Annotated in this window: 22 protein-coding genes; 7 read left to right on the forward strand and 15 right to left on the reverse strand. The window is 62.7% G+C overall.

Translation table 11 applies throughout. The annotated features are described in order from the left end of the window. The first annotated feature begins 142 nt into the window (after positions 1 to 142). Together ACX0MV_RS01670 and ACX0MV_RS01675 are read left to right on the forward strand one after the other, a co-directional pair. Positions 143 to 1,507, forward strand: coding sequence for a glutamine synthetase family protein (locus tag ACX0MV_RS01670; RefSeq protein ID WP_458980756.1), 1,365 nt, complete (start codon positions 143 to 145; stop codon positions 1,505 to 1,507). A gap of 179 nt (positions 1,508 to 1,686) precedes the next feature. After that, the gene (locus tag ACX0MV_RS01675; protein WP_458980757.1) at positions 1,687 to 3,000 is read left to right on the forward strand and encodes an NAD(P)/FAD-dependent oxidoreductase; all 1,314 of its coding nucleotides are present in this window, start codon (positions 1,687 to 1,689) and stop codon (positions 2,998 to 3,000) included. 20 nt (positions 3,001 to 3,020) lie between these two features. On the opposite strand, the gene ACX0MV_RS01680 is transcribed toward ACX0MV_RS01675, so the two are convergent. Next, positions 3,021 to 5,063: a metallophosphoesterase family protein gene (locus ACX0MV_RS01680; RefSeq protein WP_458980758.1), complete on the reverse strand. Its 2,043-nt coding sequence runs from the start codon at positions 5,061 to 5,063 to the stop codon at positions 3,021 to 3,023. A 142-nt stretch (positions 5,064 to 5,205) separates the two neighbouring features. Further along, positions 5,206 to 5,889 carry a Crp/Fnr family transcriptional regulator gene (locus tag ACX0MV_RS01685; protein ID WP_458980759.1) on the reverse strand — a complete coding sequence of 228 codons (684 nt, stop codon included), beginning with the start codon at positions 5,887 to 5,889 and terminating at the stop codon, positions 5,206 to 5,208. A gap of 89 nt (positions 5,890 to 5,978) precedes the next feature. On the opposite strand from ACX0MV_RS01685, the gene ACX0MV_RS01690 reads away from it, so the two are divergent. Beyond that, positions 5,979 to 6,503, forward strand: coding sequence for an Mpo1 family 2-hydroxy fatty acid dioxygenase (locus ACX0MV_RS01690; protein ID WP_458980760.1), 525 nt, complete (start codon positions 5,979 to 5,981; stop codon positions 6,501 to 6,503). A 34-nt stretch (positions 6,504 to 6,537) separates the two neighbouring features. On the opposite strand, the gene ACX0MV_RS01695 is transcribed toward ACX0MV_RS01690, so the two are convergent. Then, complete coding sequence (locus tag ACX0MV_RS01695; RefSeq protein ID WP_458980761.1) at positions 6,538 to 7,272, reverse strand: hypothetical protein; 735 nt, start codon at positions 7,270 to 7,272, stop codon at positions 6,538 to 6,540. Between the two features lie 124 nt (positions 7,273 to 7,396). Beyond that, positions 7,397 to 8,185, reverse strand: coding sequence for an MmyB family transcriptional regulator (locus ACX0MV_RS01700; protein WP_458980762.1), 789 nt, complete (start codon positions 8,183 to 8,185; stop codon positions 7,397 to 7,399). A 165-nt stretch (positions 8,186 to 8,350) separates the two neighbouring features. Between ACX0MV_RS01700 and ACX0MV_RS01705 the strand changes: the two genes are divergently transcribed. Beyond that, positions 8,351 to 8,758 (forward strand): hypothetical protein, encoded by a 408-nt coding sequence (locus ACX0MV_RS01705; protein ID WP_458980763.1) that lies wholly within the window; start codon positions 8,351 to 8,353, stop codon positions 8,756 to 8,758. Between the two features lie 35 nt (positions 8,759 to 8,793). On the opposite strand, the gene ACX0MV_RS01710 is transcribed toward ACX0MV_RS01705, so the two are convergent. The 5 genes from ACX0MV_RS01710 to oscA form a co-directional block, all read right to left on the reverse strand. Beyond that, positions 8,794 to 9,783, reverse strand: coding sequence for a sulfate/molybdate ABC transporter ATP-binding protein (locus ACX0MV_RS01710; protein ID WP_458980764.1), 990 nt, complete (start codon positions 9,781 to 9,783; stop codon positions 8,794 to 8,796). Positions 9,784 to 9,786: 3 nt separating this feature from the next. Continuing rightward, the gene (gene cysW, locus ACX0MV_RS01715) at positions 9,787 to 10,659 is read right to left on the reverse strand and encodes a sulfate ABC transporter permease subunit CysW (RefSeq protein ID WP_458980765.1); all 873 of its coding nucleotides are present in this window, start codon (positions 10,657 to 10,659) and stop codon (positions 9,787 to 9,789) included. A gap of 10 nt (positions 10,660 to 10,669) precedes the next feature. Continuing rightward, positions 10,670 to 11,488 (reverse strand): sulfate ABC transporter permease subunit CysT, encoded by an 819-nt coding sequence (gene cysT, locus ACX0MV_RS01720; RefSeq protein ID WP_458980766.1) that lies wholly within the window; start codon positions 11,486 to 11,488, stop codon positions 10,670 to 10,672. Positions 11,489 to 11,635: 147 nt separating this feature from the next. Next, positions 11,636 to 12,643, reverse strand: coding sequence for a sulfate ABC transporter substrate-binding protein (locus ACX0MV_RS01725; protein ID WP_458980767.1), 1,008 nt, complete (start codon positions 12,641 to 12,643; stop codon positions 11,636 to 11,638). 162 nt (positions 12,644 to 12,805) lie between these two features. Then, positions 12,806 to 12,985 (reverse strand): sulfur starvation response protein OscA, encoded by a 180-nt coding sequence (gene oscA / locus ACX0MV_RS01730; RefSeq protein WP_458980768.1) that lies wholly within the window; start codon positions 12,983 to 12,985, stop codon positions 12,806 to 12,808. A gap of 230 nt (positions 12,986 to 13,215) precedes the next feature. On the opposite strand from oscA, the gene ACX0MV_RS01735 reads away from it, so the two are divergent. Next, complete coding sequence (locus tag ACX0MV_RS01735; protein ID WP_458980769.1) at positions 13,216 to 13,797, forward strand: alpha/beta hydrolase; 582 nt, start codon at positions 13,216 to 13,218, stop codon at positions 13,795 to 13,797. A 6-nt stretch (positions 13,798 to 13,803) separates the two neighbouring features. Here the strand turns inward: ACX0MV_RS01735 and ACX0MV_RS01740 are convergent, their stop codons facing one another. Further along, positions 13,804 to 14,430, reverse strand: a complete 627-nt coding sequence (locus tag ACX0MV_RS01740; protein WP_458980770.1) for a class I SAM-dependent methyltransferase — start codon at positions 14,428 to 14,430, stop codon at positions 13,804 to 13,806. A 124-nt stretch (positions 14,431 to 14,554) separates the two neighbouring features. On the opposite strand from ACX0MV_RS01740, the gene chrA reads away from it, so the two are divergent. Continuing rightward, positions 14,555 to 15,904, forward strand: coding sequence for a chromate efflux transporter (chrA, locus tag ACX0MV_RS01745; RefSeq protein ID WP_458980771.1), 1,350 nt, complete (start codon positions 14,555 to 14,557; stop codon positions 15,902 to 15,904). A gap of 122 nt (positions 15,905 to 16,026) precedes the next feature. On the opposite strand, the gene ACX0MV_RS01750 is transcribed toward chrA, so the two are convergent. The 4 genes from ACX0MV_RS01750 to ACX0MV_RS01765 form a co-directional block, all read right to left on the reverse strand. After that, the gene (locus ACX0MV_RS01750) at positions 16,027 to 17,379 is read right to left on the reverse strand and encodes a glutamine synthetase family protein (protein ID WP_458980772.1); all 1,353 of its coding nucleotides are present in this window, start codon (positions 17,377 to 17,379) and stop codon (positions 16,027 to 16,029) included. Positions 17,380 to 17,401: 22 nt separating this feature from the next. Further along, complete coding sequence (locus tag ACX0MV_RS01755; RefSeq protein ID WP_458980773.1) at positions 17,402 to 17,959, reverse strand: helix-turn-helix domain-containing protein; 558 nt, start codon at positions 17,957 to 17,959, stop codon at positions 17,402 to 17,404. A gap of 131 nt (positions 17,960 to 18,090) precedes the next feature. Further along, on the reverse strand, positions 18,091 to 19,380 hold the full coding sequence (locus tag ACX0MV_RS01760) for an NAD(P)/FAD-dependent oxidoreductase (RefSeq protein ID WP_458980774.1): 1,290 nt from the start codon (positions 19,378 to 19,380) through the stop codon (positions 18,091 to 18,093). A gap of 133 nt (positions 19,381 to 19,513) precedes the next feature. Beyond that, the gene (locus tag ACX0MV_RS01765) at positions 19,514 to 20,026 is read right to left on the reverse strand and encodes a fasciclin domain-containing protein (protein WP_458980775.1); all 513 of its coding nucleotides are present in this window, start codon (positions 20,024 to 20,026) and stop codon (positions 19,514 to 19,516) included. 334 nt (positions 20,027 to 20,360) lie between these two features. On the opposite strand from ACX0MV_RS01765, the gene desA reads away from it, so the two are divergent. After that, the gene (gene desA, locus ACX0MV_RS01770; RefSeq protein ID WP_458980776.1) at positions 20,361 to 21,548 is read left to right on the forward strand and encodes a delta-9 fatty acid desaturase DesA; all 1,188 of its coding nucleotides are present in this window, start codon (positions 20,361 to 20,363) and stop codon (positions 21,546 to 21,548) included. A gap of 77 nt (positions 21,549 to 21,625) precedes the next feature. Here desA and ACX0MV_RS01775 read toward each other — a convergent pair whose 3' ends face one another. After that, complete coding sequence (locus tag ACX0MV_RS01775; RefSeq protein ID WP_458980777.1) at positions 21,626 to 22,405, reverse strand: catabolite repression control protein Crc; 780 nt, start codon at positions 22,403 to 22,405, stop codon at positions 21,626 to 21,628. Positions 22,406 to 22,479: the final 74 nt, after the last annotated feature.

Below are 22,479 nucleotides of genomic sequence, written 5' to 3' on the forward strand. Positions count from 1 at the left end.
CCACGCCCGCCCGCCGGATGCCTTGTTCGTTCCACACTAGGCAAACCGGCTGCCTTCTGCAGCCTACCGTTGAATGAACCCGCCGCCACGCCTGCCGTCGCGTGGCGAGGGTGTGCGCCTACTGGCGCTAACGAGAAGTCCAATGTCTTTCGCCCCCCTGCAACACGCCGAGGCCTTCCTCGCGCAACACCCCGATATCGAACTGTTCGAGCTGTTCATCCTCGACGCCAACGGCGTGCCGCGCGGCAAGCTGCTGCACCGCGACGAACTGCTCGCGGTGTACCAGAGCGGCCGGCCGCTGCCGAGCACCATTCTCGGCCTGAGCATCAATGGCGATGACGTGGAGAATTCCGGCCTGGTGTGGGAGGTCGGCGACATCGACTGTCGCGCTTATCCGCTGGTCGGCAGCCTGGTGCGCATGCCCTGGCGACAGATACCCACTGCCGCGGTGCAGGTCAGCATGCACCCCAGCGAAGGGCTGCCGGCCACCGTTGCCGACCCGCGGCAACTGCTGGTCAAGGTGATCAACGGGCTCAAGGCCGAGGGTTACCAGCCGGTCATGGCGTGCGAGCTGGAGTTCTACCTGCTCGATCAGCAGCGCGACAGCAACGGCCAGCCGCAGCCGGCGCTGGACCGCGACGGCGGCCGACCGCGCAGCACCCAGGTGTACGGTTTGCGCGAGCTGGAGCAGATTGAGCCTTTCCTCGCCGACCTCTACGCCGCGTGCAAGGAGCAGGGCGTTCCGGCGCGCACGGCGATTTCCGAATACGCGCCGGGGCAGGTGGAAATCACCCTCGAGCATGGCGACGCGCTCGCGGCCATGGACCAGGCGGTGCGCTACAAGCGCCTGGTCAAGGGTGTCGCGCACAAGCACGGGATGCAGGCCTGCTTCATGGCCAAGCCGTTCGATCACCTGGCCGGCACCGGCATGCACATGCATGTCAGCCTGGCGGATGAGCAGGGCGCCAACCTGTTCGCAAGCAGTGACCCGGCCGGCACGCCGCTGTTGCGCCAGGCCGTCGGCGGCATGCTGACGAGCCTGCTCGATTCGCTGTTGCTGTTCTGCCCCAACGCCAATTCCTACCGACGCTTCCAGGCCAACAGTTATGCACCCCTGGCACCGACCTGGGGCGTGGATAACCGCACCGTGTCGCTACGCGTGCCCGGCGGGCCAGCCCATACCCGGCATATCGAACATCGGATCTGCGGCGCCGACGCCAACCCTTACCTCGCGGCGGCGGCGATTCTGGCTGGTATCCATCGCGGCATTCGCGAGGCCATCGACCCTGGTGCGCCGATCGAGGGCAACGGCTATGCCCAGGCCACGCAGCTGCTGCCCACCGACTGGCTGACTTCGATCCAGGCCCTGGAGCGCTCCGTCTGGGCGCGCGAAGCCTTGAGTCAGGAATTTCTCAAGGTGTACCTGGCAATCAAGCGCGCCGAGTACCGCCAGTTCATGGCCGAAGTCGGCGAGCAGGACTGGCGCTGGTATTTGAGCAACGCTTGAGCACGCTTGGCGGCTCTCCACCTACACCGAACATCATCTTTATGGTGCGCGCAGCGCACCCTACGCGACCGGGCCCAATCGTAGGGTGCGCCATGCGCACCGATGGATCTGAGGTGCGCACAGCCTAGGCGGTCCCGCGCAATCTACGGCGGCGTGACCGCTGCAATGAGGATACGACCATGAACACCATTACCCAGGCCGTGCCGGCAGCCGCCGCGCGCTGCCCGTCCTACTACAGCGCCACCCTCAACGAGGAAACCGCCTACCCGACCCTGCAGGGCCGGGTCAGTGTCGATGTGGTGATCATCGGTGGCGGCTTTACCGGCGTGGCCTCCGCGGTCGAGCTGGCCGAGCGCGGCTTCAAGGTCGCCATTGTCGAGGCCAACAAGATCGGCTGGGGCGCGACCGGGCGCAACGGCGGCCAGGTCACCGGGAGCCTTTCAGGCGATGCGGCGATGACCAAGCAGATGCGCAACACCCTCGGCGAAGACGTCGATGACTTCATCTGGCACCTGCGCTGGCGCGGCCACGACATCATCAAGCGGCGGGTGGCCAAGTACGGCATCCAGTGCGACCTGAAACACGGTCACTTGCACGCCGCGATGAAGCCGGCGCATATGGATGAACTCAGCGCCGCCTACGCCGAAGCGGTGCAGCGTGGCATGGGCGACAGCGTGACCCTGCTCGACCGCGAAGGCGTGCGCAGCCACCTCGACAGCACCCTCTACCGCGGTGCGCTGAAAAACACCCGCAACATGCACCTGCACCCGCTGAATCTGTGCATTGGCGAAGCCAGGGCTGCCGCGAGCCTGGGTGCGCTGATTTTCGAGCAGTCGGCGGTGCTGGAGATCATCCACGGCGCCAACCCGGCGGTGGTGACAGCAGCAGGCCGGATCGACGCCAAGCAGGTGCTGCTGGCCGGCGACGTGTACCACACGCTTGAGCCGAAAAAGCTCAAGGGGCTGATCTTCCCGGCGATGGGCGGGATCGTCACCACGGCGCCGCTGGGTGAGCTGGCCGAACGGATCAACCCGCAGGACCTGGCGGTCTACGACTGCCGCTTTGTCCTTGACTACTACCGGCTGACCGCCGACAAGCGCTTGCTGTTCGGTGGCGGCTGCAACTATTCGGGACGCGACTCGCGCGACATCGCCGCCGAGCTGCGTCCTGCCATCGAACGCACCTTCCCGCAGCTCAAGGGCGTGGCGATCGATTTCCAGTGGAGCTGCGCAATGGGCATCGTGATCAACCGCATTCCCCAGCTCGGCAAGCTCTCGGACAACGTCTGGTATTGCCAGGGTTATTCCGGCCACGGCATCGCCACCAGCCATATCATGGGCGAGATCATGGCCAATGCGCTGAGCGGGACGCTGGAGCAGTTCGACACGTTCGCCGCCTGCAGGCATATCAAGGTGCCGCTGGGCGACGTGTTCGGCAACCCGATGCTGGCGGCGGGCATGTGGTACTACCAACTGCTGGAAAAGCTGCGCTGAGGCGTTTCGGCGCAGCGAGCTTATTTGGAGGCAGGCGTGCTGACCTCGCTGCGCTCGTCCTTCGTCACGCGGTGCGCATTGCGGTTCTCGCGGCGTGAACGTGCGGCCTCGTCGCGGTCGTCGACGAATGTGACGGGCGGCGAGCCGTCGGCATTGTGCTGGATGATTTCGCTGGGCTGGCCGCGCTCGTTGAAGAACACCTGGCCGACGCCGGCGCCGTTCCACATGCGCTCGCCGGCCTTGCTGCGATCCGGTATCAGCGGCACCACCTGCATGCGGCGGCGCTTGGTCAGCCAGTTGAGCGGCGACCAGGGTGCGTACAGCCAGCGGTTGAGGCGGTCGAACCAGTCGAGCAGGCGTTGCGGGAATTCGTTTTTCAGGCCGCTGCTGGTGATCTGCCAGATCTTCGGCCCGCTCTTGCGCTGGCGGATCAGCACCTCGTAGACAAACGAGTAATGCACGTCGCCAGAGAGGATCACGTAGTTACCCGGCGTGCGTGAATGGCGAAAGATGTTGAGGATCACCTGGGCGGCGCCGCGGTGGGCCATCCAGTTTTCCGCATCGACCATCAGCGGATGGCCTGCCCAGCTGAATATCTTCTGCACCGCTTCGATCAGTTTGACGCCGAAAATCGGCGCCGCCGAGACGATGATCGCCGACTTGTGATCGAGCAGGTGCTGCTGCAGCTCGCAGAGCGCTTCCCAGTCCATCAGGCCTGACGGGCGAATGCGCAAGCGCTCGTTGCGCCAGCGCCGCGTGCGGGTGTCGAGCACCACGAGAGCGGGGCTGGTCGGCAGCACGTAATCCCACGCATCGAAGCGTCGCAGCTCGTCGATCAGCCTGTCCTGGGCCGGGCTGTCCAGGTAATTGCACGCATCCCGTGCGGCGATCATCGCCTGCAGGCGGTCCAGCGAGGCGCCGAAGGCGTCGGGATTGTTGCCCCAGCCCTGACATACCAGGTAGGCGAGCACCGCATTGCCGATGATGCGCCTGGAGAACGGGTGGCCATAGGCGACATGCTCCCACTTGGCCGAGAGGTTCCAGTCATCGGTGACGTCGTGATCGTCGAAGATCATCAGGGTTTGCAGGTGCGCGAGTGCCCGGGCGACTTCGCCAAGCCCGGCGCGGAAATCCTCGATGCAGCGCCGCTCGCGCTGGTAGCGTTCGGCCTGCTCCGCGCCGAGCGCAGGCGTGCGGGCGTCAAGCAGGGTCCAGGGCGTCGGCGACCAGACCAGCAGGTACATCGCCATCACTTCGGCAAAGGTGACCAGGTGATTGTCGGCATTGCTGCTGGTGAAGATCGGCTTCTCGACGCCACCGAAAAACTTCTCGCGCAGGGTTTCGTTGCTGGCCAGGGCGGGCAGCAGCTCGGCGCGCCGGTAGTAGCTGGCAGGGTGGCTGTAGAGTTCGTCGCTGTTGGCGACGACCGCGCCTTCGAGGTGCTCGCCGAACAGGCCAAGCCGCGCGATCAACTGATGAATCGCACACAGCATCGGCCCGCTGACGTCATCGGCATAGACCTGATCACCGCTCATCAACAGCAGCGCCGGGCGTTCGCTCGGCTGCGGCGCGGCGGCGAGCAGGCGGTCGACGGCGCGCAGGCCGTCGGGCGCGGCATGGTGCGGTTTGCGGCAGGAGCCATGGAGGAGCTGGTCGATGCGTGTGCGCAGGACGAAATTCGGCTGCTGCGCGTCGCCGTACAGCAGGTGCGGCGCCCAGCTGGCGATGCCCTGCGCGGGTGACGCGCCGTTATCGATCAGCAGGTCGTAGTCGATCTGCTCGTCGCAGGGCAGCGGCGTGCTCAGCGGCAGGTCGATCAGGTGCAGGAAGGCATGTTCGCCGACCTGAAGGACCCGGCAGTGCGTTTCGTCCAGCGCATGGGCCTGGCTGAGCGCGGGTTGATCGGCGCGGGCATGACTCAGCTGCAGCGTCAGCGAGAGCGGCCGCGAACCGACCAGCCAGAGCACCAACCGATCCGGTTGCAGGCGCCGCAGCAGCGGGCCAGCCAGGACATCAGGCAGGGAACTGGGGGGATTGGAAACTGCGGGTTGGGCGGGCGGCATCAGCGCGTCGGGCTCTGGCTAGCGTGCGGTAAATATGGCGGCGGTTACTGGAAAGCAGACCCTGCTCCAGCGGCGTAGTTCGCCAGAATTGCACGGGCCTCGGGTGCAATGCCAAGGCGAGTTTGCAACAGATCTATTCAGCTCAGCGCGCGGCCAGGCGCAGGCGCGGCATGTCGAGAATTTCGATCACGCCGTAGGTCAGGCGCAGGATGCCTTGGGCCTGCAGGTCCTTGAGGATCTGGTTGGTGGTCTGCCGGGAAATCGCCAGCATCAGCGCCAGTTGTTCCTGCGCCAGGTGGATGACCTCGCGCGGCTCGCCTTCGCCGTAGTTTTCCGCGATCAGCAACAGGCGCCGGGCCAGGCGTGGCGGCGCGGGCAGCAGGCTGATCTCTTCCAGGGCGACGAACGCCAGGCGCAGTTTGTGGCTCATCAGCAGGGCGAAATCTCGCCAGTACTGGGGCTGGCGCTCGAGCAACGCGGCCAGGCGCGGTTGCCCGACCAGCAGCAGCGTCGTGTCGCCCTCGGCAAAGGCATCGTGGGTGCGCGGCTGACCATCGAACAGCGATATCTCGCCAAACCAGTACGGTGGTTCGACCAGGGTCAGCAGGGCTTCCTTGCCGTTCTCGCCGACCGCACCGACACGCATCGCGCCTTCCACCACAGCGTACAGCCCGCTGGGTTTGTCGCCGCGGCGAAACAGCCGCTGCCCGGCCTGCAGCCGTTGCACCTGGGCCGCCTCGAGCAACGCCTGTTGCAGTTCGCCGGGCAGGGCGGCGAACCACTGGCCTTCCAGCAGGCGCGCACGGTAGCGCTGGGTCTCGTTCATGCCGTTCTCCTGGTTTGTCGGCTAACTGACAGAGCGGGATCGGGTGCCCGGCGCATTATCCGGTCACAAGCCCGTTCGAGGACACGCCCATGAAAACCCTGGTCGATCACCTGGCGCAATACGCTGCCTACCACCGTGATCCGCGCAATATTCTCAGCCACTTCATCGGCATTCCGCTGATCGTCCTGGCGGTCGCCGTGCTGCTGTCGCGGCCCGCTATCGAGGCCTTCGGTCTGTGGCTGTCGCCTGCGACCCTGACGGCCCTGGCTGCGGGGGTGTTCTACCTGCGCCTGGACCTGCGCTTCGGCGTGCTGATGGGCCTGCTGCTGGCGCTGTGCCTGTGGGCCGGCGCGCTGCTGGCGATGCAGACCACCCTGCTGTGGCTGAGCAGCGGCGTTGCGCTGTTCGTGATCGGCTGGATCATTCAGTTTGTCGGTCACTATTACGAAGGGCGCAAGCCGGCATTCGTCGACGACCTCATGGGGTTGGTCATCGGTCCCTTGTTCGTCGCGGCGGAAGCCGCCTTTCTGCTGGGTCTGCGCAAGGACATCGAGCAGGCGGTGGTGCTGCGCGCCGGGCCGACGCGGCTGCGCCAGAACGACGCGACCGCCTGACCGTCGGCCCGCTGCGAGACGGGCCGGTGCGGTGTTACAACTTCATCCACTGCTCGGTGAACGAGCGCGTGTGCCGATGCACGGTGATTGGCGCGAATGGCCGACCCGAGGCGCTTTGCAGGGTGTTGCTCTGGCTGTTGAGATCGCTCAGTGCGGCCTTCAGGTATTCCCAGCGGGTCAGCAAGCTGCCCACTTTCGGGTTCGCCTTGCGGTCGACGGCGGCCAGCTCGCTGTCCACTGACGGAATCAGCTTGCGCTCGTCCTGGCCAAGGTAGGCATCCGGCAATTCCCGGGCGGTTTCGAAGTTGCCGAAATAAGAGCGGCTGAGGTACTGCACCGACAGGTACTCGAGCTTGGCGGCCAGTTCGCTGTCACCCTCCGGCGCCGCCTTGCGCGCCTCCTGCAACACCGCGAGCAGGGCCTTGCTCAGGTCTTCCGGGTAGCGCCAGGGCATGTCTTCTTCTTTCGGGCCAAAGGCCACCCCGCGGCGGATCTGCACCACCAGTTCAAGGTGGGCTTTGCGCAGCGCGTCGTTCTGCGGCGCGCTCTGCACGGCGGCGGCGAGCGCCTGTAGGTCGGTTTCCAGCGCATCCAGATGCTTCTTCTGGAAGCCTTCGCCCCTCAGCAGCATCAGGTCACTGGTGACCCGACTGGCATAGACTTGGATTTGCTCTTGCGGACTGACGGCGGCGAAGGCGATGGGTGAGAGGCTGGCAAGCAGCCCCATAGCCCAGATGAACAGACTACGAGTCATGGACTTGGAACGCATTCCGGGGTGCTCCTTATTGTTTTTTTGAGCAGTGCGGACAGATGTTGGCGTGACGTGACAGAGGTTACTGCAACGGCCCTGGCAAGAGATTACCCTAAAGAGTGATTTTGTAGGAAGTTCGCCGCTACGCTTTGCCCGCCAGCCGGCGCAAGTACTCAGCGGTGGCGGGGTCTGCGGGGAAGAAGGTCTCCAGCGCCAGCTCTGCCAGGGTGACGTCGTTGGGCGTGCCGAAAACCGTGGTCGTGCTGATCAGGCTGATCACCCCTTGATCGGTGTGAAACTGCAACGGCATCAGCACCGAATCGGCGGGCGGCTCAGCCACTTCTTCCGGTGCCGGATAACCCAGCAACTCCTCCAGCAAGACCTGCAACTGCGGGTCGCCACTCACTGCGATGTCGTTGCGCAGCCGCGCCAGCAGGTACGCGCGCCAGTGCGCCAGGTTGACGATGCGCGGCGCCAGGCCCTGCGGATGCAGGCTGATGCGCAGTACATTGAGCGGCGGGCCGAGTAGCTCGGGCGCGATGCCTTGCAGAAAGGGCGCGACCGCGGCGTTACCCGCAATCAGATTCCATTGCCGGTCGATGGCCAGGGCCGGGTTGGGCTCATGGGCGGTGAGCAGTTGGTCGATGGCGCTGCGCGCGGCCGCCAGGGCCGGGTCGGTCAGCGCGTGCTGGCTGAACAGCGGCGCGTAGCCCGCCGCCGTCAGCAGGCGGTTGCGGTCGCGTAGCGGGATATCCAGCTGTTCGGCCAGGCGCAGGAGCATGTCGCGGCTGGGCAGGGCGCGCCCGGTTTCCATGAAGCTCAGGTGGCGCGTCGAGATATCGGCCTCACAGGCGAGATCGAGCTGGCTGAGGCGGCGGCGCTGACGCCATTGGCGGAGCAGGGCGCCCACCGGTTGAGTCGTCGTATTCATGCTGGCGACGATAGCCCAAGGTCGGCCGCTCGACCATTACCTGGCAGGTAATCGACGCGCTGCAGGAAACCGCGAAATCTAGGGCCAGGCATCAATTCCGGTGTCGCTCGGGTTGGTCGCAACCGCTCAGCGGTTTCGCCCGGCCGGTTCTCAAGAGGATTCGCCATGAATACCCTGCACCCTTCTCTGCTTCTGCGCCGTGCACTGCTGGCTGACGGCCTGGTCGGCGTCTCCACCGGCGCGCTGCTGGTACTGGCCAGCGACTGGCTGAGCGGCCTGCTCGCGTTGCCGCGTGAGCTGCTGCTCGGCGCCGGCCTGACCCTGCTGCCGTTGGCGGCATTTCTGATCTGGCTGTCGCGCCGCGAGCCGATGCCGCGTGTTGCGGTATGGGCGGTACTGGCGATCAACGCACTCTGGGTGATCGACAGCGCGCTGCTGCTGGTCAGCGGCTGGCTGACGCCGAACCTGCTCGGCTACAGCTTCATCATCAGCCAGGCGGTGACGGTGGCGCTGTTCTTCGAGCTGGAGCTGATCGGTCTGAAGCGTTCGCAGCCAGCGCTGCTCGGCGCCTAGATGGCTGGTCCGCGACAGCCCGATCCTTTATACGGCTAGCCGTGCAGTGGCGGCTGGCCGGTCTTGGGTTTGAAGTACAGGGTTTCACCGCGCGCCAGGTTGGCCAGGCTGAAATGGTCCTTGGCCACTTCCGCTTCGATCGGCTCGCTCTGCCCGGCGACCTTGAGGGTCACGCGGGTGATCGCGCCCAGCGGGCGGATGTCGCGTACTTCACCGGCCTGGTGGTCTGCTTCGGCCTGACGCGAGAGGTGAATCTCGTGCGGGCGGAACAGCACGTGGGTGTCGTTGCCGACATACAGGCGGTTGGCATCACCGAGGAAGTGATAGACGAAATCACTGGCCGGCTTTTCATATACCTCACCCGGTGAGCCGATCTGCTCGACCACGCCTTTGTTCATCACCACGATGCGATCGGCAACTTCCATGGCCTCTTCCTGGTCGTGGGTAACGAATACCGAGGTCAGGTGCACTTCTTCGTGCAGACGCGCCAGCCAGCGACGCAGCTCCTTGCGCACCTTGGCATCCAGGGCGCCGAAGGGTTCGTCGAGCAACAGCACTTTCGGCTCAACCGCCAGGGCGCGGGCCAGGGCGATACGTTGACGCTGGCCACCGGAAAGCTGCTCGGGGTAACGATCCGCCAGCCAGTCGAGCTGCACCAGATCGAGTAGATCGTGGACCTTCTTCTTGATCACATTCTCGTTCGGCCGCTCGCCCTTAGGCTTCATGCGCAGACCGAAGGCGACGTTGTCGAACACCGTCATATGGCGGAACAGCGCGTAGTGCTGAAACACGAAGCCGACGTTACGGTCGCGCACATCGTGGTTGGAGACATCTTCGCCGTGGAACTCGATGCTGCCGCTGTCCGGGGTTTCCAGGCCGGCGATGATACGCAGCAAGGTGGTTTTGCCGCAGCCGGACGGGCCGAGCAAGGCCACCAACTCGCCGCTCTGGATATTCAGATTGATGTCGTTCAGCGCTTTGAACGCATTGAAATTCTTGCTGACGTTAGAGATTGCAATCGACATGACTTATTCCTCGCCAGCACTGGCTTTCAGGCGGTTGATACGCGACTCGCTCCACTGCTTGAGCAGCAGGATAAACACCGCCAGCAACAGCAGCAGGCTGGCGACGCTGAAGGCGGCGACGTGGTTGTATTCGTTGTAGAGAATCTCGACATGCAGCGGCAGCGTATTGGTGTAACCACGGATATGCCCGGAGACCACCGATACCGCGCCAAACTCGCCCATGGCCCGCGCAGTACACAGCACCACGCCGTAGATCAGACCCCATTTGATATTCGGCAGGGTCACGTGCCAGAACATCTGCCAGCCGTTGGCGCCGAGCAGGCGCGCGGCCTCCTCTTCCTGCGTGCCCTGCTCCTGCATCAGCGGGATCAGCTCACGGGCGACAAAGGGCACGGTGACAAACACCGTGGCCAGGACGATGCCCGGCAAGGCAAAGATGATCTGGATATCGTGCTCACGCAGCCACGGGCCGAAGAAGCCCTGGGCACCAAACAGCAGCACGTAGATCAGACCGGCGATCACCGGCGACACCGAGAATGGCAGGTCGATCAGGGTGACCAGAATGCTCTTGCCGCGAAACTCGTACTTGCTCACGCACCAGGCGGCGGCCACGCCAAACACCAGGTTGAGCGGCACCGAAATGCCTACGGCGAGCAAGGTCAGCTTTAAGGCACTGATAGCGTCGGGCTCGAAGATCGCGCCAAAAAAGGTGCCAAAGCCGTGCTTTAACGCCTCACTCAGTACGATAAACAGCGGCAACACGAGGAACAGCACAAACACCAGCCAGGCGCTGATGATCAGCAGCCTGCGACCGAGCACATTGCCGCGTCGTGCGGCGTTGGCCGAGGCTGACGCACTTAGGGTGATAGAAGACATGGCGACCTCCTCAGGACTTGGCGATCTGGCGCTGCAGCAAGTTGATCAGCAGCAGCAGAATGAAGGAGACCACCAGCATCAACACGCCAATCGCCGTGGCACCGGTGTAGTCGTACTGGTCGAGCTTGACCATGATCAGCAGCGGCAGGATCTCGGTCTTCATCGGCATATTGCCCGCGATAAAAATCACCGAACCGTACTCGCCAACGCCACGGGCAAACGCCAGGGAGAAGCCAGTCAGCCAGGCCGGCAGCAGCGCCGGCAGCAGCACATGACGAAACACCTGCAGTGGTTTGGCGCCGAGGCAAGCCGCAGCCTCTTCGACCTCACGGGGAATATCGGCCAGCACCGGCTGGATGGTGCGCACCACAAACGGCAGGGTGACAAAGGTCAGCGCCAGGGTGATGCCGATGGGCGTGTAGGCAATCTTGAAGCCCAAGTCGGTAGCAAACTTACCAACCAGGCCGCTCGGGGCATACAAGGCGGTCAGGGCGATACCGGCAACGGCGGTGGGCAAGGCAAAAGGCAGGTCGATCATCGCCTCTATCACCTTGCGGCCTGGGAAGCTGTATCGCACCAGTGCCCAAGCCAGCAATGTACCAATAATGCCGTTGATCACGGCGGCCGCGAAGGCAGTGGCAAAGCTCAGCTTAAGCGCTGCCAGCACCCGCGGTGCAGAAATGATGGCCCAGAACTCAGCCCAGGTGAGCTGAGCGGCGTGAACGAACATGGCACCCAGAGGAATCAGCACCAACAGGCTGAGGTACACCAGGGTGTAGCCCAACGTCAGCCCGAAGCCGGGTATGACCGGGGAAGTACAACGAGACATGGTTTGGCCTTGGCGGGTTATGTGGCGAACGAGTGGAGCGTTGCAAGCGAAGGTCAGGCTGTAGGGTGGAAGTCGCTTTTCACTTCCACCAGCGGTGCCTTCGCGGAAGTCGATGGTGGATCGATGAAGCGTGATCCACCCTACGACTCACTGCGCCTGATAGATCTGGTCGAACACCCCACCGTCGTTGAAGAACTTCGGCTGTGCGGTTTTCCAACCGTTGAAGTCCTTGTCGATGGTCACCAGCTTCAGTTCCGGGAACTGCTTGGCGAACTCACCGGCAATGGCCTGGTTACGCGGACGGTAGAAGTGCTTGGCGGCCAGACGCTGACCTTCATCGCTGTACAGGTAGTTGAGGTAGGCCTCAGCCACTGTGCGGGTGCCCTTCTTGTCGACATTTTCATCGACTACAGCCACCGGCGGCTCGGCCAGGATCGACAGCGACGGTGCGACGATTTTGAAGTTGTCGCCGCCCTCTTCTTTCAATGCCAGGAAGGCTTCGTTTTCCCAGGCCAGCAGCACGTCGCCGATCTGGTTGTTGACGAAGGTGATGGTTGAACCACGGGCACCGGTGTCGAGTACCGGCACGTTCTTATAGAGCTTCTCGACGAACTCTTGGGCTTTCTCTTCGCTGCCGTACTTCTGCTGGGCGTAGGCCCAGGCGGCGAGGAAGTTCCAGCGCGCACCGCCGGAGGTTTTCGGGTTCGGGGTGATCACTTCCACACCCGGCTTGACCAGATCATCCCAGTCCTTGATGCCTTCCGGATTGCCCTTGCGCACCAGAAACACGATGGTCGAGGTGTATGGCGTGCTCGATTGCGGCAGACGCTCCTGCCAGTTTTCCGGAATCAGCTTGCCGAGCTTGTACAACTCGTCGATATCACCGGCCAGGGCCAGGGTCACCACGTCGGCACGCAGACCATCGATCACCGCACGGGCCTGTTTGCCCGAGCCACCGTGGGATTGCTGGATGGTAATGGGCTCGTTGCCCTGGGCTTGCCAGTGCTTGTTAAAGGCAGCGTTGAATTCGCTGTACAGCTCACGCGTCGGGTCGTAGGACACGTTGAGCAGGGTTTCAGCGGCGGCCACCGGGCCTGCGGCCCCGGCAAGAGTCAGTGCGCTGAGGGCGGCAAAAGCAAAACGGCGAATGGACATGGTGCGGCTCCTACTGGGACAAATACGGGATTGGCGTTCAATGGGTCGACTGCTCTCGCGATCTGCCGTGGTTAAACGGCGCGGTACGCATGGGCTCGACTCTTTTCATTTCACGCCCTCCGGTGGTCCGGTCGGGCCTTGCTGCTTGTTAGGTAATTGGCTTTAGTCGGCTTTGTTGCTCTGGGTCTGCAAACGGAATTTCTCCTTGCGCTCGATCTGCACGATCTGGCCGTTGTGCACGGTGATTTCGACCGCGCCGAACTTCAGGCCATGCAACGCCGTTTGTATTTCTCGCAGGATGCTGGCGGCGTCCGGTTCCGGGTGCTGACTGGGTGTGGTCATCATTACGCTCCTTGAGTCCGATAGGTCGGCCTGGACTGGGGCCTTGCGACGAAGTGAAGCGATACTAGTTAGGCTTTTTTATTCTTAAAAATACTTTTTAATAAGATTAATATTCTTTTTGGGAATATATGAATTCTTGCTTAAAGGAATAAACAAGTAACTTTTTATTCTTTTTAATTTTATTTTGGGCCTCCCACACTGTGCACTCCTCAACCTAGCGAGGTGCTGAAATGCACAGCGAAGCGATCCGTTATCTGATCGTGCCGGGCTGGCAAGGCTCGGCCGACGAGCATTGGCAAAGCCACTGGCAACGCAGCCTGCCAAACGCAGAGCGAGTGGAGCAGGCCGATTGGCTGACGCCAAGGCGCGAAGATTGGGTCGATGAGCTGCAACGCAGCATTGCGGCCGATCTGCGACCGGTGATCCTGATCGCCCACAGCCTGGGCTGCATCACCGTGGCGCATTGGGCCACAGAGGCGCCGCTGGAGCTGGTGGCCCGGGTGCGCGGGGCATTGCTGGTAGCGCCGGCGGACGTGCAGCGAGCCAATTGCCCGGCAGCCTTGCAGAATTTCGCGCCCATCCCACGCGCTCCCTTGCCGTTTCCCAGCCAGCTGGTCGGCTCGGACAACGATGCGGCCGCCAGCGCCGCGCGTGCGCTCGAACTGGCCCGGGACTGGGGCAGCGAAGTGGCGATACTCGATGGCGTGGGGCATCTCAATGTGCAGTCAGGGCACAGCCGCTGGGAACAAGGGTTTGCCTACCTGTACCGCCTGCAAACCCGCATCGAGCAGCAACGGCAGCGGCGCGCCTGAATCCAGTTAGACCCGTCGCCACACGCTGGCCAGCCACGGCTGCTGTTCGCGCGGCAGCCCGGCTGGACGGTAGTAGTGCTCCAGTTCGCTGAAGCCTGCTGTGCTCAGCATTGTTTGCCAGTTCGCCCAGTCGTAGTAGGCACCGTAACGTTCGCCGTTCCAGCCTTCCTGGTTTTCCCCGCGCGGGTTGGAGCTGAACAGTACGCCCTGGGGTTTAAGGGCGGCATGCAACTGGCGCAGCACGCGTGGCAATTCCTGGCTGGGAATGTGGAACAGCACGGCGTTGGCGAATATCCCGTCGAAGCGCTGCTCCGGCAGGTCGAGGGCGAGAAAATCCTGGCGCCAGGCGTCGCAGCCGCTGTCGGTGCGGGCCATTTCGACGAAGCGCGGGCAGCCGTCCAGGCCGATGGGGTGATGGCCGAGCGCCTTGAAGGTGCGCAGGTCGCGGCCGGGGCCGCAGCCGAAATCGAGAATCTGATAGGGCGCATCGGCTTGGACATGGCGGAGCAAGGCGGCAATGTTCTGGCTGACGTCGTGGTCGCGGGTACCATCACGAAACTCGTCAGCGCAGCCCTGATAGTGGGCGAGTGTCAGCGCGCTGATATGGGCGAGGTCGTCGGAGCTGAGCGGCATCGAGGCTACCTTTGAATGGGCGGGCGGTACGTTGCATTTAACCCCATTGCACTGGCGCGCTGTTATCTGCAGCGTGCTGCAGGGCAGTTATAGTGGCGCGGTTTTTTATCTGGATGATTTGTTCATGGCATCGACTCCACCCGAGCAGGACACACCAAGGCCCGTCAGCCTCGCTGAAGCATTCTGGTTCTGGCTGAAGCTGGGTTTTATCAGTTTCGGTGGCCCGGCGGGGCAGATTTCGATCATGCATCAGGAGCTGGTGGAGAAGCGCCGCTGGCTATCTGAACGGCGTTTTCTGCACGCGCTGAACTACTGCATGTTGTTGCCGGGGCCGGAAGCGCAGCAGCTGGCCACCTACATCGGCTGGTTGATGCACCGCACCTGGGGCGGGGTGATCGCCGGTGCGCTGTTTGTGCTGCCGTCGCTGTTCATTCTGATCGGCCTGTCCTGGCTGTATATCGCCTTCGGCGACGTGCCGCTGGTTGCCGGGATCTTCTACGGGATCAAACCGGCCGTTGCGGCGATCGTGTTGCAGGCCGCCTACCGCATCGGCTCGCGGGCGCTGAAGAACCATTGGCTGTGGGCGATCGCGGGCGGCTCGTTCGTCGCCATCTTCGCCCTCGACGTGCCCTTTCCTTTTATCGTGCTGGGCGCGGCGTTGCTGGGGTACCTCGGCGGTCGGCTGCTGCCCGAACAGTTCAGCGTAGGTGGCGGCCACGCCGCATCTGCCACCTCCTTCGGCCCGGCATTGATCGACGATGACACGCCACCCGCCGCCCATACCCGTTTTCGTGCAACTCGCCTGGCGCTGCTGGTGCTGGTCGGTTCGCTGCTCTGGCTACTGCCGATGGGCCTGCTGACCTGGTTGTATGGCTGGGATGGCACCCTGACGCAGATGGCCTGGTTCTTTACCAAGGCGGCGCTGCTGACCTTCGGCGGCGCCTATGCGGTGCTGCCGTATGTCTACCAGGGTGCGATCGGCCATTACGGCTGGGTGACGCCGACGCAGATGATCGACGGCCTGGCCCTGGGTGAAACCACGCCGGGGCCGCTGATCATGGTGGTGGCGTTTGTGGCTTTTGTCGGGGCTTATCTGCAGCCGGTATTCGGCGGCGATTCGGGCTTTGTCAGTGGCGCGCTGGCGGCGGCATTGGTCACCTGGTTCACCTTTCTGCCGTCATTTATTTTCATCCTCGCCGGCGGGCCGCTGGTAGAGTCGACCCATGGTGAGCTGAAATTCACCGCACCGCTGACCGCCATCACGGCGGCAGTGGTAGGCGTGATTCTCAATCTGGCGCTGTTCTTCGCCTACCACGTGCTCTGGCCGCAAGGTTTTGCCGGCAGCTTCGACTGGCCGTCGGCGTTGATCGCCCTGGCGGCCACCGTAGCCTTGTTTGGCTTCAAGCGCGGGGTGATGGAAACCTTGGCCGGCTGCGCGCTGGTAGGGCTGCTGGTGCATCTGCTGCTGCGTTGAAGCATTAGGGTTCACAAAAATCAGACCCGTAGGGTGGTTAGGCGACGCACATAGAGCCGCTGCGCCTGAGTGTGCGGAGCATGGCGCCGCTAACCTACCCTACGAATTTGCACATTTACGGCTCACATAAACCAGCGATATTCCCGCGCACTGACTTCCTGCATAAACGCCAGGTGGTCCTGGCGTTTGTTCTCGCAGTAGACCATCACGAATTCGCTGCCCAGGCCCTGGTTGACCACCGGGTGGTCGCGCATGGCGCTGACCGCGCCGAGCATGTCCTGGGGGAAGTCGATGCCGCTCTGGCGGTCTTCGTTGAGCGGGGCAATCGGCTCCTGGCCGGCATCTAGGCCGTGTTCCATGCCCGTGAGGATCGCCGCCAGCACCAGATAGGGATTGGCGTCGGCGCCGGCCAGGCGGTGTTCGATGCGCAGGTTCTTGCCGTCCGATTCGGGTATGCGAATGCACGCGTCGCGGTCCTCATAACCCCAGCTGGCGCGGCTGGCAGCGTTGACCATGGCACCGTAGCGGCGGAAGGCGTTGTGGTTGGCGGCGAAGATCGGCATGCAGTGCGGCAGCAGTTCCAGGCAGCCGGCCACGGCGTGGCGCAGCGGGCGCTGCTGGTCGCCGTCGAGCAGGTTGTTACCGGCCGCGTCGTACAGGCTGACGTGCACATGCATGCCGCTACCCGGCGCGTGCAAATAAGGCTTGCTCATAAAGCTGGCGCGCTGGCCGTGCTTGAGCGCCACGCCACGGGTGCTGCGGCAGAATAAGGCGGCCCAGTCGGCGGCGCGCAGGCCGTCGTCGCAATGGCCGAAGTTGATCTCGAACTGGCCGGGGCCGAGTTCGGCGGTGATCACGTTGGCGTCCACGCCCTGCTCATTGGCGGCGTCGACGATCTCGTGCAGCACATCGGCAAAGCGCGACAGGCGTTCGATATGCATGTTTGGCTGATCGTCTTCATCGCCGCACAGCGGGTCGCGAGGGAACTGCGGCAGGCCGTCTTGCAGCTTGCGATCAAACAGATAGAACTCCAGCTCGAATGCCACCACCGGGCGGATACCGCGTGCGGCCAAGCGTTTGAGCACGCGGGCGAGCACCTCGCGCGGCTCGAACTCGATCGGTGCTTCGGTGCCGTCGGAGCTGATCAGCATCTGCCCCAGCGGCTGGCTTTCCCAGCGCACCGGCTTGAGCGTGCCGGGGATCAGCCGGCGCGGTGCGTCCGGATCGCCGTCGTTGAAGCAGTAGTCGCCAATCGGGTGCAGGCCGCCCTGCACGCCAAGCAGCACGCAGTTCTGCGGGATTTTCAGCGGGCTGCCAGCGGCGACCTTTTCCAGCATGTCGATGGGGTAGCGCTTGCCGTAGAAATGCCCGGGGATGTCCAGGCTGATCAGGTCGACATAGCGCACGTCGGGGTGAGCTGTGCGGAAGGCGCGGACTTCATCGAGCAGTTCGGGATAATTGTTGGTTGTGCTCATGGTGCGGGTCCTGCGAGCCGGGTTATCTGAATACCCAGAGCACGCGTGTGGGTTGGTCGGTCAGGTTGGCGTAACGGAACTGCGAATGCGGTGGCAGCTGGAAGCTGTCATTAGCGCCCAGGGTGACGGGCTCTGCGGCGTCATCTAGCCAGATGCTCAGCTCGCCTTCGAGGACAAAGCCGCCCTGTTCGGAGCTGTCGTTCAAGTGGCCATCGCCGCTGGTAGCACCCGGCGCCAGGTGGCTCTCCAGCATGGAAAAGCCGGCGGACATGCTCGGCGACACCAGCACATCGGTGATACCGCCCGCGTAATACAGCGTGCGCCGCTCGCCAGGGCGAGTGACCCAGGGCAGCTCGCGCGGTTTGCTCAAGCTGTAGAAATAGGTGGTCGGCACGCCAAGGGTTTCGCTGATGGCGGTGAGATCGGCCACGGTCGGCCGCGACAGGCCGCGCTCGACTTGGGAAAGAAAGCCCACCGAGCGGTCGATGCGCGTGGCCAGCTCGCCCAGGGTGAGGTTCTTGTGCTTGCGCAGGTCGCGGATCAGGATCGCCAGACCTTCGACTTCTTCCTGCATGTCCATCAGGTGTTCCTTGCGGTGGTTGGGCTCTTGTAGGGTGGATGACGCCTTTTTCATCCACCAGCTTTGGTGGTTGGCCACCCCGTGGAAAACGCTGCGCGGTTTTCCACCCTACGAGAGCATTTTGCCCCTCATCAAATCACGTCGCGCAGGCGATACCAGGCTTTGCCCACGGCTTCGATCGGCGCAGCCAGCAGGTCACCGCCGGGGAAGCGTGGGTTGCTCAGGCCCTGGTACAGCTCAAGCAGGTTGGCGTCGCCGAGGATCGCGTCGCTGACCGCGCGGGCGGCGGCCAGGGTCGGCAGGATGCCGTGGCCGGAGAAGCCCTGCAGCCAGTACTTCTGCCCGTTGCGGCCGACATCTGGGGTACGGTGCATGGTGCAGTCGATATGCCCGCCCCAGCCGTAGTCGATCTGCACGCCGCGCAGTTGCGGAAATACACGCTCCAGATAGGGCCGGGTAGCCGCCGGCACATCCTGAGGAATACCGCCGAGGTAGGTGCAGCCGCCGCCGAACAACAGACGGTTGTCCGGGGTGACGCGGAAGTAGTCGGGAACAAATTGGTTGTCGATGGCGCAGGTGCCGCGCGGGAATAGCGAGCGCGCCAGCTCCGGGTCCAGCGGCGCGGTGGCGACCTGATAGGAGCCGACCGGCAGCAGGCGTTTCGACAGTTGCAGGTCGAGCTTGTCGATATAGGCGTTGCAGGCCAGTACCAGCACGTCGCTGCGCACCTCGCCGTGCTCGGTGCGCGCTACATAACCGTCCGCTGTTTCTTGATAACTCAGCGCCTTGCTCTGCTCGAAGATTTGCCCGCCGGCTTTCTCGATGGCATCGGCCAGGCCCTGGGCCAGTTTCAGCGGGTTGAGGTGGGCGGCGCCGCTGTCATGCAGGGCGGACAGGTAGCGTGGGCTGGCGATCCACTGCGGCAGTTCGTCCTTGGGGATAAAGCTCAGCTGCGCGTAGCCGTACTTCTGCTCGGCTTCTTCCAGGCTTTCCTGCAACTGGCGCACGCGCCTCGGCAGCACGGCGGTGTAGATCGCGCCGGTGCGATAGTCGATATCGAAGTTGTGCCGCTCGGGCAGCTCGCGCATTTCCTCCGCGGCCCAGACCATGCTGTCCCACAGGCGACGGGCGCGTTCCAGGCCAAGGGCTTTCTCGAACGGCGACATATCGCAGGACCAGCCCGGCAGCGCCTGGCCACCATTACGCCCGGAGGCCGCCCAGGCCAGGCGGCTGGCCTCCAGCAGCACCACCTTCTTGCCCGTCAGCGCCAGGCGCAACGCGCTGTGCAGGCCGCTGAAACCACCGCCGATAATCAGCACATCACACTGCAGCGCCTCTTGCAGGCGGGCGCGTAGCGGGATGGTGGCGGGATAGGTAGCGGCGTAATACGTATTAATGTGCTGGGCGGATTGTTTGAACACGACGCGCCTCATGAAATTTATATTAAATAATTTCATGAAAATATACGCGCTATATTTCACAAGGCCAAGCGGCGCGAGTATCCGAAATAAAAATGCCCCGCAAGAGCGAGGCATTTTTCCGCGGTAGACGGGGTTACTTCGGCATGACGACGCTGTCGATCTCGTGGATCACGCCGTTGCTGGTTTCGATATCGGCGCTGATTACCGAGGCGCCGTCGACCGTTACGCCGCTGCTGGTCTCCAGCATTAGTTCACCACCTTGTACAGTTTTCAGGCTGGTTTTTCCGGCCAGGTCGGCGGCCATCAACTTGCCTGGCACCACGTGGTAGGTCAGCACGGAGGTGAGCTTTTCCTTGTCAGCAAGCAATGCGTCGAGGTCAGCTTTCGGCACTTTGGCGAAGGCTGCATCGTTGGGTGCGAATACCGTGAACGGGCCGTCGCCTTTCAGCGTTTCCGCCAGACCTGCAGCGGTTACCGCAGTAATCAGGGTTTCAAACTGACCTGCCGCGACGGCGGTATCGACGATGTCTTTTTTGCCGCCATGCATATCTGCGAAGGCGGGTGCTGCCACCAGGGCCAGCGTTGCGGCGAACAGGCCAGCGGTGCGACGCGTGCGATTAGAAACGGTACGGAGTTGAGCGAACATAAGATATCTCCTGATACAGGTTCGTTTGAATTGCACAATATTTGTATAGGAAATATTCGAGAAGTTCGACCTCTTACATCTCTTGTAACGCTTCATGCGGAGGCGATAGGGGGACCGTGAAGTCAGATGCTAAGTGGGTAGTGAGATCAGAGCGCGACTTCGGAAATACTCGACACCAAGCCAAGTGGTACTGCACGGCTGTCCGATGCGTCGCCGCAGATGACACAGCGGTATACAAAAGACCAACTGGTTTTCCCGCCTGGCTGGTGGATAATGCCCAGCGGTCTAAATTCGTTTGAAGGGACGCTTTCACCTACAAGAGGCACTCGATTTCATGTGGTACAACGGCTTTCTCGACCTGTCTGTCTGGCAACTGATAGCGGTCACTCTGGTCATGACGCATGTGACTATCGTCAGTGTGACCATCTACTTGCATCGCTACTCAGCCCACCGCGCACTGGAGTTGAATTCGGCGCTCAAGCATTTTTTCCGCTTCTGGTTGTGGCTGACCACCGGGCAGAACACCCGCGAGTGGACCGCCATTCACCGCAAGCACCACGCCAAGTGCGAAACCGTTGACGATCCGCACAGCCCCGTAATCAAAGGCCTTGGCACCGTGCTGCGCACAGGCGCCGAGTTGTATGCCGAAGAGGCAAAGAATCAGGACACCCTTCGTATCTACGGCAAGAACTGCCCGGACGACTGGATCGAGCGCACGGTGTATTCGCGCTTCCCCATGGGCGGTATCACGCTGATGGCGATCATCGATCTGGCGCTGTTCGGCGCAGCCGGCATTACCATCTGGGCCGTACAGATGATGTGGATTCCAGTCTGGGCTGCCGGCGTGATCAATGGCCTTGGTCATGCGGTGGGTTACCGCAATTTCGAGTGCCGTGACGCCGCCACCAATCTGGTGCCGTGGGGCATCCTGATCGGCGGTGAAGAGCTGCACAACAATCACCACACCTATCCCAACTCGGCCAAACTTTCGGTGCGCAAATGGGAGTTCGATATGGGCTGGTTCTGGATTCGGGCCTTCAGTCTGCTCGGATTGGCCAAGGTGCAGCGGGTGGCGCCGATTGCCCACCGCGTTGAAGGTAAGCGCAACCTCGACATGGACACCGCCATGGCGATTCTCAACAACCGGTTCCAGATTATGGCGCAATACCGCAAGCTGGTCATCGCGCCGCTGGTCAAGCAGGAACTAGCCAAGGCGGATGCGTCGATGCGTCATCAGTTTCACCGCGCCAAGCGCCTGCTGGCCCGTGAGCCGAGCCTGCTGGAGGACAAGCAGCAGCAGCGCATCGAGGCAATGCTGGAGCAAAGCCAGGCGCTCAAGGTGATCTACGAGAAGCGTCTCGCGCTGCAGCAGATCTGGGCGAAAACCAGTTCCAATGGCCACGACATGCTTGAAGCCATCAAGCAGTGGGTGCAAGAGGCCGAGGCCAGTGGCATTCAATCGCTGCGTGATTTCGCCGAGCAGCTGAAGACCTATTCGTTGCGCCCCGCCGTACCGGCCTGATCCCAGGCGCGAAAAAGCCGTGCTTCAGTTACCCGAATTCGGGGCTGAAACGCGGCTTTTTTATGCCCGCAAAATGGTCAGACGCTGAGAATCCAGTCGTAATCCACGATCAGCGGCGCATGCTGCGAGAAGCGTGGTTGCCGCGGCAGACGCGCACTGCGCACGCTGCGGCGCATGCCAGGCGTGAGCAATTGATAGTCGAAGCGGTACCCCAGGTTGAGCAACTCGGCCTGCTCGCTATCCGGCCACCAGCTGAACTGTTCGCCCTCGCGACTGACTTCGCGCAAGGCGTCGACATAGCCCATGGTGCCTATCACTTCATCCAGCCAGGCCCGCTCGGGCGCCAGAAAACCGGGGGACTGCTGACAGTCGCGCCAGTTCTTCACGTCCTGCTTCTGATGGGCAACGTAAAACGAGCCGCAATAGATGTATTCGCGCCGCTTGCGTCGCTGTTTGTCCAGATAGTGGGTGAAGTCGTCCATGAACTTGAATTTCTGATTCAAGCTCTCGTCACCGCTTTGCCCGGATGGCATGAGTAGCGTGGCAATACTTACCTTGTCGAAATCGGCCTGCAGATAGCGCCCATAGCGATCGGCCATTTCAAAGCCGAGTCCGCTGATTACCGCCTTGGGTTGCAGCCGCGAATAGAGCGCCACGCCACCTTGGCTTGGTACTTCAGCATCACAGGCATAGAGGAAATAGCCATCCAGTTGGAGGGCTTGGTCGTCCAGGTCAAAGGCGGAGGCGCGGGTATCTTGCAGGCAGATCACGTCGGCATTCTGTGCTTGCAGCCAGCTGAGTAAACCCCGCTCGACTGCAGCCTGAATACCATTCACGTTCACACTGATGATCCGCATAAATGGCCCCCAAAAACACGTGCGTGTATGATACCCGAGCTCGTCTACATTAGCTAAATTGCTAGCCAATCCGT

This window comes from Pseudomonas cistanchae (assembly GCF_054483635.1).

What these genes read in the sequence shown, in the direction of transcription:
- desA (WP_458980776.1), top strand. Translation starts at nt 20,361, where the DNA reads ATGTGGTACAACGGCTTTCTCGACCTGTCTGTCTGGCAACTGATAGCG.
- ACX0MV_RS01700 (WP_458980762.1), bottom strand. Translation starts at nt 8,185, where the DNA reads ATGAATACGACGACTCAACCGGTGGGCGCCCTGCTCCGCCAATGGCGT.
- ACX0MV_RS01725 (WP_458980767.1), bottom strand. Translation starts at nt 12,643, where the DNA reads ATGTCCATTCGCCGTTTTGCTTTTGCCGCCCTCAGCGCACTGACTCTT.
- ACX0MV_RS01740 (WP_458980770.1), bottom strand. Translation starts at nt 14,430, where the DNA reads ATGCCGCTCAGCTCCGACGACCTCGCCCATATCAGCGCGCTGACACTC.
- ACX0MV_RS01735 (WP_458980769.1), top strand. Translation starts at nt 13,216, where the DNA reads ATGCACAGCGAAGCGATCCGTTATCTGATCGTGCCGGGCTGGCAAGGC.
- ACX0MV_RS01695 (WP_458980761.1), bottom strand. Translation starts at nt 7,272, where the DNA reads ATGCGTTCCAAGTCCATGACTCGTAGTCTGTTCATCTGGGCTATGGGG.
- oscA (WP_458980768.1), bottom strand. Translation starts at nt 12,985, where the DNA reads ATGACCACACCCAGTCAGCACCCGGAACCGGACGCCGCCAGCATCCTG.
- ACX0MV_RS01670 (WP_458980756.1), top strand. Translation starts at nt 143, where the DNA reads ATGTCTTTCGCCCCCCTGCAACACGCCGAGGCCTTCCTCGCGCAACAC.
- cysT (WP_458980766.1), bottom strand. Translation starts at nt 11,488, where the DNA reads ATGTCTCGTTGTACTTCCCCGGTCATACCCGGCTTCGGGCTGACGTTG.
- ACX0MV_RS01685 (WP_458980759.1), bottom strand. Translation starts at nt 5,889, where the DNA reads ATGAACGAGACCCAGCGCTACCGTGCGCGCCTGCTGGAAGGCCAGTGG.
- ACX0MV_RS01750 (WP_458980772.1), bottom strand. Translation starts at nt 17,379, where the DNA reads ATGAGCACAACCAACAATTATCCCGAACTGCTCGATGAAGTCCGCGCC.
- ACX0MV_RS01705 (WP_458980763.1), top strand. Translation starts at nt 8,351, where the DNA reads ATGAATACCCTGCACCCTTCTCTGCTTCTGCGCCGTGCACTGCTGGCT.
- ACX0MV_RS01755 (WP_458980773.1), bottom strand. Translation starts at nt 17,959, where the DNA reads ATGGACATGCAGGAAGAAGTCGAAGGTCTGGCGATCCTGATCCGCGAC.
- cysW (WP_458980765.1), bottom strand. Translation starts at nt 10,659, where the DNA reads ATGTCTTCTATCACCCTAAGTGCGTCAGCCTCGGCCAACGCCGCACGA.
- ACX0MV_RS01680 (WP_458980758.1), bottom strand. Translation starts at nt 5,063, where the DNA reads ATGCCGCCCGCCCAACCCGCAGTTTCCAATCCCCCCAGTTCCCTGCCT.
- ACX0MV_RS01690 (WP_458980760.1), top strand. Translation starts at nt 5,979, where the DNA reads ATGAAAACCCTGGTCGATCACCTGGCGCAATACGCTGCCTACCACCGT.
- ACX0MV_RS01675 (WP_458980757.1), top strand. Translation starts at nt 1,687, where the DNA reads ATGAACACCATTACCCAGGCCGTGCCGGCAGCCGCCGCGCGCTGCCCG.
- ACX0MV_RS01775 (WP_458980777.1), bottom strand. Translation starts at nt 22,405, where the DNA reads ATGCGGATCATCAGTGTGAACGTGAATGGTATTCAGGCTGCAGTCGAG.
- ACX0MV_RS01710 (WP_458980764.1), bottom strand. Translation starts at nt 9,783, where the DNA reads ATGTCGATTGCAATCTCTAACGTCAGCAAGAATTTCAATGCGTTCAAA.
- chrA (WP_458980771.1), top strand. Translation starts at nt 14,555, where the DNA reads ATGGCATCGACTCCACCCGAGCAGGACACACCAAGGCCCGTCAGCCTC.
- ACX0MV_RS01765 (WP_458980775.1), bottom strand. Translation starts at nt 20,026, where the DNA reads ATGTTCGCTCAACTCCGTACCGTTTCTAATCGCACGCGTCGCACCGCT.